General features: G+C 69.4%; 7 protein-coding genes. All 7 read left to right on the plus strand.

Annotation, left to right across the window (positions count from 1 at the left end; genetic code table 11):
- Positions 1-552 carry an NADH-quinone oxidoreductase subunit B family protein gene (locus ACFKCF_RS45625; RefSeq protein ID WP_185069987.1) on the plus strand — a complete coding sequence of 184 codons (552 nt, stop codon included), beginning with the start codon at positions 1-3 and terminating at the stop codon, positions 550-552.
- On the plus strand, positions 549-1,253 hold the full coding sequence (locus tag ACFKCF_RS45630) for an NADH-quinone oxidoreductase subunit C (RefSeq protein ID WP_394501623.1): 705 nt from the start codon (positions 549-551) through the stop codon (positions 1,251-1,253). The genes ACFKCF_RS45625 and ACFKCF_RS45630 overlap by 4 nt, the downstream gene beginning before the upstream one ends.
- Positions 1,250-2,575: an NADH-quinone oxidoreductase subunit D gene (locus tag ACFKCF_RS45635; RefSeq protein ID WP_394501624.1), complete on the plus strand. Its 1,326-nt coding sequence runs from the start codon at positions 1,250-1,252 to the stop codon at positions 2,573-2,575. The genes ACFKCF_RS45630 and ACFKCF_RS45635 overlap by 4 nt, the downstream gene beginning before the upstream one ends.
- Positions 2,562-3,299 carry an NADH-quinone oxidoreductase subunit NuoE gene (gene nuoE / locus ACFKCF_RS45640; protein ID WP_394501625.1) on the plus strand — a complete coding sequence of 246 codons (738 nt, stop codon included), beginning with the start codon at positions 2,562-2,564 and terminating at the stop codon, positions 3,297-3,299. Before ACFKCF_RS45635 ends, nuoE begins: the two co-directional genes overlap by 14 nt.
- Positions 3,296-4,585 (plus strand): NADH-quinone oxidoreductase subunit NuoF, encoded by a 1,290-nt coding sequence (gene nuoF, locus ACFKCF_RS45645; RefSeq protein WP_394501626.1) that lies wholly within the window; start codon positions 3,296-3,298, stop codon positions 4,583-4,585. The genes nuoE and nuoF overlap by 4 nt, the downstream gene beginning before the upstream one ends.
- On the plus strand, positions 4,582-6,957 hold the full coding sequence (locus tag ACFKCF_RS45650; protein ID WP_394501627.1) for an NADH-quinone oxidoreductase subunit G: 2,376 nt from the start codon (positions 4,582-4,584) through the stop codon (positions 6,955-6,957). Before nuoF ends, ACFKCF_RS45650 begins: the two co-directional genes overlap by 4 nt.
- On the plus strand, positions 6,954-7,676 hold a 723-nt coding region (locus ACFKCF_RS45655; protein ID WP_394501628.1), incomplete at its 3' end, for an NADH-quinone oxidoreductase subunit H. The genes ACFKCF_RS45650 and ACFKCF_RS45655, both read left to right, overlap by 4 nt.

The raw sequence follows: 7,676 nt of genomic DNA on the forward strand, positions 1-7,676 counted from the left end.
ATGGGACTTGAAGAGAAACTCCCCAGCGGGTTCATCCTCAGCACGGTCGAAGCGGCCGCGGGATGGGCACGGAAGAACTCCGTATGGCCGGCCACGTTCGGGCTCGCATGTTGTGCCATCGAGCTGATGGCCACCGGTGGCCCCCACTACGACCTGGCGCGCTTCGGCATGGAGCGCGCTTCGGCGTCTCCTCGCCAGGCCGACCTGATGATCGTCGCAGGGCGGGTTTCCCAGAAGATGGCCCCGGTGCTGCGCCAGATCTACGACCAGATGGCCGAGCCCAAGTGGGTCATCTCCATGGGCGTGTGCGCCTCCAGCGGTGGCATGTTCAACAACTACGCCATCGTCCAGGGCGTCGACCACGTCGTGCCCGTCGACATCTACCTGCCGGGCTGCCCGCCGCGGCCCGAGATGCTCATCGACGCCATCGTCAAGCTGCACGACAAGATCCAGAACATGAAGTTCGGCGCGCACCGCGCCAAGCAGATCGAGGAGCTCGAACTGCAGGCGCTGCGCCCGCTGCCGTTGATCGACCAGGGGGCATCGAAGTGACCTCGCCCGACAACCTCCCCGGCAGCCCGGACAGCGGCGAGACCCCCGAAGTCGCGGTCCCGGCGGTGCCCGAGGCGCCCATCGCCCGGCGCGGCATGTTCGGTGCGGCGGACTCCGGCGACACCTCCGGCTACGGCGGCCTCGTCGTGCGCCGGGCGCCGCAGATCTCGACGCCCCGCCCGTACGGCGGCTACTTCGACGAGGTCGTCGACAGCCTGGCGCTCGACGACGCCATTGAGCGCGTGGTCGTCGACCGCGGCGAGCTGACCCTGCACGTCAAGCGGGACCGGCTGGTCGAGGTCGTCCAGAAGCTGCGCGACGACCCGGCTCTTCGCTTCGAGCTCTCGCTGGGCGTCACCGGCGTGCACTACCCGCACCTGGTGGGCGAGGAGCTGCACGCGGTCATCCACCTGTGCTCGATCACCTACAACCGCCGCGTACGCGTCGAGGCCAGCGCGCCCGACTCCGACCCGCACATTCCATCGACTGTGGGCGTTTACCCTGGTCACGACTGGCATGAGCGCGAGGCGTACGACTTCTTCGGGATCATCTTCGACGGTCACCCCGCGCTCACCCGGATCATGATGCCGGACGACTGGGACGGCCACCCTCAGCGCAAGGACTACCCGCTCGGCGGCATCCCGGTCGAATACCGCGGCGCCACCATCCCCGCGCCCGACCAGAGGAGGAGCTACTCGTGAGCACCGCTTATGACGAGGCGACCGAGGGCAAGGTCTATTCGGTCAACGGCGGCGACTGGGACGAGGTCGTCACCGGAGCGCGCGACACCGAAGAAGAGCGCCTGGTCGTCAACATGGGCCCGCAGCACCCGTCCACGCACGGCGTGCTCCGCCTGGTCCTGACCCTCGACGGCGAGACGGTGACCGAGGCGCGCAGCGTCATCGGCTACCTGCACACCGGTATCGAGAAGAACATGGAATACCGGACGTGGACCCAGGGCACCACGTTCGTGACCCGCATGGACTACCTCTCGCCGATCTTCAACGAGACCGCCTACTGCCTGGGCGTGGAGAAGCTGCTCGGCATCGAGGACCGCATCCCGGACCGGGCGCAGGCCATCCGCGTGATGATGATGGAGCTCAACCGGATCTCCTCGCACCTGGTCGCGATGGGCACGTTCGGCATGGAGCTGGGCGCGACCACGCCGTTCCTCTTCGGCTATCGCGACCGCGAGATGATCATGGATCTCTTCGAGTACATCACCGGTCTGCGCATGAACCACGCCTACATCAGGCCGGGCGGCGTGAGTGTCGACCTGCCCGCGGGCGCGGTCGACAAGGTCGGCGAGTTCCTCAAGGAGATGCCCAAGCGGATCAAGGACATCCGCAAGCTCCTCGACGCCAACCCGGTCTACGTGCGCCGCACCAAGGACGTGGCCTACCTCGACCTGACCGGCTGCATGGCCCTGGGTATCACCGGCCCGATCATGCGCGCCGCCGGGCTCCCGTGGGACCTGCGCAAGTCGCAGCCCTACTGCGGCTACGAGACGTACGAGTTCGACGTCGCCACCGAGCGTGGCTGTGACGTCTACTCGCGCTACCTCGTGCGCATGAAGGAGATGGAAGAGTCCCTCAAGATCATCGAGCAGGCGCTCGACCGCATCGCCGGCCCGCTCAAGGGCGACCCGGTGATGATCGAGGACAAGAAGATCGGCTGGCCCGCGCAGCTCGCGCTCGGCCCCGACGGGTTCGGCAACTCGCCCGACCACATCGCCCACATCATGGGCACCTCGATGGAAGCGCTCATCCACCACTTCAAGCTGGTGACCGAGGGCTTCCGGGTGCCGGCCGGGCAGGCGTACGCCAGCATCGAGTCGCCCAAGGGCGAGCTCGGCGCCCACGTGGTCAGCGACGGCGGCACCCGCCCCTACCGCGTGCACTTCCGCGAGCCGTCCTTCTGCAACCTGCAGGGCTTCCCCGCGATGGCGGAGGGCGGCCAGGTCGCCGACGTGATCGCCGCGGTGGCTTCTATCGACCCCGTCATGGGAGGTGTGGACAGGTGAGCGAGCTCCGCGAGCGAACAAGTGGACACAGCACTTATCAAGTCATGAGTGGGCCGGAGGCACGCTCATGACTTATTCACCGGAGATCCGGGAGCGTCTGGAGCGAGACGCCAAGGAGATCATCGGGCGTTACCCGAAGACACGCTCCGCCCTGCTGCCGCTGCTCCACCTCGTGCAGTCGGAGGACGGCTACGTCTCCGACGACGGGCAGGAGTTCTGCGCGGAGATGCTGGGCATCAGCAAGGCCGAGGTCACCGGCGTGGCGACCTTCTACACGATGTACAAGCGCAAGCCCGCCGGCGACTACCACGTCGGCGTGTGCATCAACGCGCTGTGCGCGGTCATGGGCGGCGACCAGATCTGGGACGAGCTGTCCGAGCACGTCGGCGTCGGCCACGAGGAGACGACCTCCGACGGCAAGATCTCGCTGGAGCGCCTCGAGTGCAACGCGGCCTGCGACTTCGCCCCCGTCATGATGGTCAACTGGGAGTTCTTCGACAACCAGACCCCCGAGTCGGCCAAGCAGCTCGTCGACGACCTGCGTGACGGCAAGGACGTGCGGCCGACCCGCGGCCCGAAGAAGCTCTGCAGCTTCAAGGACGCCTCGCGCGTGCTCGCCGGCCTGCCCGACGACCTGGCGGGCGACGGCCCGTCGGCCGCCGGCCCCTCGCTGGAGGGCCTGAAGGTCGCCAAGGCCAACGGATGGAAGGCCCCCGAGGCATGAGCACGACTTTGACACCGGTCCTGACCGCGAACTGGGACCAGCCCAACTCCTTCACCATCGACGTCTACGGCGAGTACGAGGCGGCGAAGAAGGCGCTGGCCATGGAGCCCGACGCCGTCATCCAGGCGGTCAAGGACTCGGGCCTGCGCGGCCGCGGCGGCGCGGGCTTCCCCACCGGCATGAAGTGGGGCTTCATCCCGCAGGGCGACGGCAAGCCGCACTATCTCGTCGTCAACGCCGACGAGTCGGAGCCGGGCACCTGCAAGGACATCCCGCTGATGATGGCCAACCCGCACTCGCTGGTCGAGGGCATCATCATCACGTCCTACGCGATCCGGGCCAACCACGCCTTCATCTACGTGCGCGGCGAGGTGCTCCACGTCATCCGGCGGCTGCACGCGGCCGTGCGGGAGGCGTACGAGAAGGGCTACCTCGGCACCGACATCCTCGGCTCCGGCTACGACCTCGAGCTGGTCGTGCACAGCGGCGCCGGCGCGTACATCTGCGGCGAGGAGACGGCGCTGCTCGACTCGCTGGAGGGCTTCAGAGGTCAACCGCGACTCAAGCCCCCGTTCCCCGCCGTGGCGGGCCTGTACGCCTCGCCGACTGTGGTGAACAACGTCGAGTCGATCGCCAGTGTTCCCTCCATCATCGGCAACGGCGCCGACTGGTTCGCCGGGATGGGCACCGAGAAGTCCAAGGGCTTCGGCATCTTCTCGCTGAGCGGCCACGTCACCAGGCCCGGCCAGTACGAGGCGCCGCTCGGCATCACGCTGCGCGAGCTCCTCGACATGGCGGGCGGCATCAGGGCCGGCCACCAGATCAAGTTCTGGACCCCGGGCGGCTCCTCCACGCCGATCTTCACCGACGAGCACCTCGACGTGCCGCTCGACTTCGAGGCGGTCGGCGCCAAGGGCTCCATGCTCGGCACCCGCGCCCTGCAGATCTTCGACGAGACCACCTGCGTGGTCCGCACGGTGCTGCGCTGGACCGAGTTCTACGCCCACGAGTCCTGCGGCAAGTGCACGCCCTGCCGCGAGGGCACGTACTGGCTCAAGCAGGTGCTCAAGCGCCTGGAGAAGGGCCAGGGCACCGAGGACGACCTGGCCACGATCACCGACATCGCGGACAACATCCTCGGGCGTTCGTTCTGCGCTCTGGGCGACGGCGCCACCAGCCCGATCCACTCCTCGGTGAAGTACTTCCGCGAGGAGTACCTCAAGCACTTCGAGATCGGCGGCTGTCCGTTCGACCCGAAGAAGTCCACTCTCTGGGGTGAGCAGTGACAGTCGTAGAGACCGAGACGAACCTGGTGACCCTGACCATCGACGGGTTCCAGGTCAGCGTGCCCAAGGGCACCTTGATCATCAGGGCCGCCGAGCTCCTGGGCATCCAGATCCCCAGGTTCTGCGACCACCCGCTGCTCGACCCGGCGGCCAACTGCCGCCAGTGCCTGGTCGACATCCCCGACGCGGGCAACGGCCGCGGCTTCCCCAAGCCGCAGCCGTCGTGCGCGATCGAGGTCGCCGAGGGCATGGTCGTGCAGACGCAGCTCACCTCGCCGGTCGCCGAGAAGGCGCAGCGCGGGGCCATGGAGCTGCTGCTGATGAACCACCCGCTCGACTGCCCGGTCTGCGACAAGGGCGGCGAGTGCCCCCTGCAGAACCAGGCCATGTCCAACGGCCAGGGCGAGTCCAGGTTCCAGGAGCAGAAGCGGACCTTCCCCAAGCCGCTGCCGCTGTCGACGCAGGTGCTGCTCGACCGCGAGCGCTGCGTCCAGTGCGCCCGGTGCATCCGCTTCTCCGACCAGATCGCCGGTGACCCGCTCATCGAGTTCTTCGAGCGCGGGGCCAAGGAGCAGGTGCGCACCGCCGAGGGCAAGCCGTTCAACTCCTACTTCTCCGGCAACACGGTGCAGATCTGCCCGGTCGGCGCGCTGACCGGCGCCGCCTACCGGTTCCGGGCCCGCCCGTTCGACCTGGTCTCCACGCCGAGCGCGTGCGAGCACTGCGCCGCCGGCTGCGCCCAGCGCACCGACCACCGGCGCGGCCGGGTCACCCGCCGCCTGGCCGGCAACGACCCGCAGGTCAACGAGGAGTGGAACTGCGACAAGGGCCGCTGGGCCTTCACCTACGCCCAGCAGCCCGACCGGCTGAAGACGCCGCTGGTCCGCAACGAGGAGGGCGTGCTCGTGCCCGCCTCGTGGCCGGAGGCGCTGACGGTGGCCGCCGAGGGCCTGGCGAAGGCCCGTGGCAAGGCCGGCGTGCTGGTCGGCGGCCGGGTCACGGTCGAGGACTCCTACGCGTACGCCAAGTTCGCCCGCCTGGCCCTGGCCACCAACGACATCGACTTCCGCGCCCGGCCGCACTCCGCCGAGGAGGCGCAGTTCCTGGCCCACGCGGTGGCCGGCAAGGGCATCGAGATCAGCTACACCGACCTCGAGAACGCCCCCCACGTGCTGCTCGTCGGGTTCGAGCCCGAGGAGGAGTCGCCGATCGTCTTCCTGCGCCTGCGCAAGGCGTGGCAGAAGAAGGGCCTCAAGGTCACCTCGATCGCCCCGTTCGCCTCGCCCGGCCTGGTCAAGATGGGCGGCACGCTCATCCGCACCGCGCCCGGCGCCGAGGCCGACGCGATCGGCGACCTGGTCGGCACGCTGGCCGAGGGCACGATCGTGCTCGCCGGCGAGCGCCTGGCCACCGTGCCCGGCGCTCTGTCCGCCGTGGTGCGGCTCGCCAACGCCTCCGGCGCCAGGCTCGCCTGGGTGCCGCGCAGGGCCGGTGAGCGCGGCGCGGTCGAGGCCGGCGCGCTGCCCAACCTGCTGCCGATCGGCCGCCCGGTCGACGACGAGAGCGCCAGGGCCGAGGTCGCCAGGGCGTGGAACGTGGCCTCGCTGCCCGCCACTCCCGGCCGCGACACGACGGGCATCCTGGAGGCCGCCCGCGCCGGTGAGCTGGACGCGCTGGTCGTGGCCGGCGTCGACCCCTACGACCTGGCCGACCCGGCGGCGGCGCTCGACGCGCTCGAGCACACGCCGTTCATCGTCAGCCTGGAGATCCGCGCCAGCGCCGTCACCGACCGCGCCGACGTGGTCCTGCCCGTCGCCGCGGTGCAGGAGAAGGGCGGCACGTTCGTCAACTGGGAGGGCAGGGGCCGCTCGTTCGAGGCGCCGCTGAGGGTGCCCGGCCTGCAGAGCGACCTGGCCGTGATCGGCAACCTGGCCGACCGCCTGGACGTCCACCTGGGCCTGCCGGACGCCAAGGCCGCCAGGCGGGAGCTGTCCGGCCTGGGCGCCTGGCGCGGCAGCCGCGTCACCGCCCCGCACACCGCCACCCGCGCCCAGGTCGCCCCGGCGACCGGCGAGGCGCTGCTGGCGACCTGGCACCTGCTGCTCGACGAGGGCAGGCTGCAGGACGGCGAGCCGTACCTGGCGGGCACCGCCCGCGCCGCCGAGGCGCTGGTGTCCGAGGGCACGGCGGCCGAGCTCGGGGTCGCGGACGGCGACAAGCTCGTCGTGGGCGACAGCGTCACCCTGCCCGTGCGCGTCGCCGATCTGCCGGACCGGGTCGTCTGGGTGCCTGCGAACTCCGGCGGCTGCTCGGTCACCCGTGACCTGCACGCGGTGGCCGGCGACATCGTCACCATCGGGAGCGCCTCATGACCCACGTTCTCGCGGCCGATCCCACCCTCGCCGACTTCGGCAAGGACCCGCTGTGGATCACGATCATCAAGGCCGTGCTGCTGTTCGCCTTCCTGATGCTGGGCATCCTGTTCGGCGTCTGGTTCGAGCGCAAGCTGATCTCCAGGATGCAGAACCGGTACGGCCCCAACCGGGCCGGCAAGTTCGGCCTCCTGCAATCGGTGGCCGACGGCCTGAAGATGGGTCTGAAGGAAGACCTCTTCCCGCGGACCGTCGACAAGGTGCTCTACCTGCTGGCCCCGGTCATCATGGTGATCCCGGCGTTCCTGGCCTTCTCCATCGTGCCTTTCGCGGGGATGGTCAACCTGTTCGGCGTGCAGACGCCGCTGCAGCTGGTCGACCTGCCGGTGGCGGTGCTGTTCATGCTCGCCATGGGCGCGGTGTCGGTCTACGGCGTGGTGCTGGCCGGATGGTCGTCGCGCTCGCCGTACGCGCTGCTGGGCGGTCTTCGGTCGGCGGCGCAGGTGGTCTCGTACGAGATCGCCATGGGCCTGTCGTTCGTGGCCATCTTCCTGTTCGCCGGGACGCTGTCCACCTCGGAGATCGTCAAGGCGCAGGGGCAGACCTGGTTCGTGTTCCTGCTGATCCCGTCGTTCCTGATCTACGTGATCTGCATGTTCGGCGAGGCCGCGCGCATCCCGTTCGACCTGCCCGAAGGCGAGGGCGAGCTGGTCGGAGGC

The sequence above is a fragment of the Nonomuraea sp. JJY05 genome (assembly GCF_043496855.1).
GTDB lineage: Bacteria > Actinomycetota > Actinomycetes > Streptosporangiales > Streptosporangiaceae > Nonomuraea.